Below are 2,137 nucleotides of genomic sequence, written 5' to 3'. Positions count from 1 at the left end.
ACCACACCAGCCACAAAGAGCAGGGCAGCATGATCCGCCGCTACATCATCTGGCGAAACCGTCACGCCGCCGACGAACGCCTCCGCGAGGTCATCGACAGGGCGAACGTTGCCTGATGTGGCACTAGACAGTGGTCGGGCCGAGGCTGCCCGCACACGGTCCGATCACCATATTCGAAAGGTGATTCGGGCTGTGGAAACTGTCGGATGGGCTGCAGCGGCTGTAGCCGCGCTGGCTGGGTGCGTGTGGGTACTGAGCTACGTTCTCGAACAGGTGCCCCCTCTGTCTGCCAAGGCAATTGCAGCCCTCGTGGCGCTGCGCAAGCTCCGTAAGGCATGGCGAGGGCAAGAGGAGTAAGAACTCCTAACGGAATGCGGTTGGGCCGTGACTTTCGGCTGGGTGGCTCGGTTACTGGGGTGTGAGGAAGCGTGACCCCCAACCGTGGGTTGTTGACGATGAGTTGTGGGCGCGGATCGTGCCGCTGCTGCCTGTCCGACAGCGTCGGCATCGGCATCCGGGCCGCAAGGCACTGGATGACCGCAAGGTTTTGTGCGGCATCCTCTTCGTCCTCTACACGGGCATCCGGTGGGAGTGGTTGCCCGCCGAGCTGGGCTTTGGCTCGGGGATGACCTGCCGGCGACGTCTGCGGGACCGGAACAACGCCGGGGTGTGGCAGCGGCTGCACGAGGTGCTGTTGGCCGAGCTGCGGGCAGCGGACCGCCTGGACATGTCGAGGGCGGTGATCGACAGTTCCCACATCCGGGCGCTCAAGGGCGGCCCAAAACCGGCCGGATCCCGATCGACAGAGGTCGGTCGGGCTCCAAGCACCACCTGATCCGCGACGCCACCGGCATCCCGCTTGCGGTGACATTGACCGGCGGAAACCGCAACGACATCGCCCAGCTCCTGCCGTTGCTGGAGGCGATACCCCCGATCCGCGGCAAACGCGGCAGGCCCCGACAGCGGCCGAAGGAGCTCTACGCCGACCGCGGCTACGACCACGACTGCTACCGCCGCCAGGTCTGGGCGAAGGGCATCAAGCCCGTGATCGCCCGCCGTGGCACCGAGCACGGCTCCGGCCCGGGCACCAAGCGGTGGGTGGTCGAGCAGACGATTGCACTGCTGCACTGGTTCGGCCGCCTCCGCATCCGCTGGGGAACCCGCGACGACATCCACGAGGCGTTCCTCAAGCTCGCCTGCTCACTGATCTGCTGGCGACGGCTACGAACTGCATTCCGTTAGGAGCTCTTAGCCGCCGTCGACACACGGAGCCTTTTCCAACCTCAGGTGGTCGAGGCGAGGTGAAGGGTCAGGACGGCTTTGACCAGGTCGGTGACGCGGGTGGTGGAGCACCGCAGACGACGTAGGAGTCGCCAAAACTTCAAGGTGGCCACGGCCTGTTCGCCCAGCACCCGGATCCTCGCGTGGGAACGGTTGTGGGCCCGCTGCCCGGCGGAGAGGTTCTCCCATCGGCCGCGGTAGGGGGTGCGTACGGTGCCACCGGCACCCTGATAGCCCTTATCCGCCCAACAGGGCACGTTCACGCAGGTCAGAGCGTCCACGATGGCGTGGGTACGGGCCGCGCGGATGTCGTGGACCGCTCCGGGCAGGGCGGGCGAGGCCCACAACAGCTTCCCAAACGGGTCGGCCAGGACCTGCACGTTCATCCCGTGCCGGCGATGCTTCCCCGAGTAGTACGGCCGGTCGGCCGCCACGCGATCGATCGGCAGCAGGGTGCCGTCGAGGATCACGAACACCTCCCGCGCCGCCGCCCGGGTCACGACTCCGATGTCCGGAGCGCGGGAGGCCAGGAGCGCCACGGCCTCGGTTACGTAGCGGTGGGCGGTCGCGACCCCGACCCCGAACCCCGCCGCGAGCTGCGCGTATGTGTGACCGCACCGCAGATGGGCCAGGACCAACAACGCCTGGCGACCCGGGGAAAGACGCCGCCACCGGGTCCCGGCCGCAGCCCGCTGCGCGGCGAGGAGTTCCGACAGGTGATGCAGGGGCGAAGTGGACAGATCCACTCCCGACGGGTAGACAAGCACGACGAAGCTCCCGGGCGAGCGAGTGATCTTGGTCGTGAACTCATCCACCAGGAGCTTCGTCGTGCTTGTCTACCCGTCGGGAGTGGATC

Annotated in this window: 2 protein-coding genes and 1 pseudogene; 2 read left to right on the top strand and 1 reads right to left on the bottom strand. The window is 67.2% G+C overall.

Annotation, left to right across the window (positions count from 1 at the left end; genetic code table 11):
• Positions 1–116: pseudogene (locus FOE67_RS30515) on the top strand (transposase); the annotation flags it as partial.
• 302 nt (positions 117–418) lie between these two features.
• A protein-coding gene (locus FOE67_RS23615; protein WP_323385368.1) for an IS5 family transposase occupies positions 419–1,242 on the top strand; the annotation gives its coding sequence in 2 pieces (ribosomal slippage) (positions 419–779 and positions 779–1,242; 825 coding nt in all).
• A 41-nt stretch (positions 1,243–1,283) separates the two neighbouring features.
• Here the strand turns inward: FOE67_RS23615 and FOE67_RS23610 are convergent.
• A complete protein-coding gene (locus FOE67_RS23610; protein ID WP_182666862.1) occupies positions 1,284–2,048 on the bottom strand; it encodes a transposase family protein in 765 nt (254 codons plus the stop codon).
• Positions 2,049–2,137: the final 89 nt, after the last annotated feature.

It is taken from the genome of Streptomyces calidiresistens, assembly GCF_014141525.1.
In the GTDB taxonomy this organism is placed as follows: Bacteria; Actinomycetota; Actinomycetes; order Streptomycetales; family Streptomycetaceae; genus Streptomyces; species Streptomyces calidiresistens.
The sequence above is the reverse complement of the archived record's forward strand: the minus strand, read 5'-3'. Positions and strand labels throughout refer to the sequence as shown.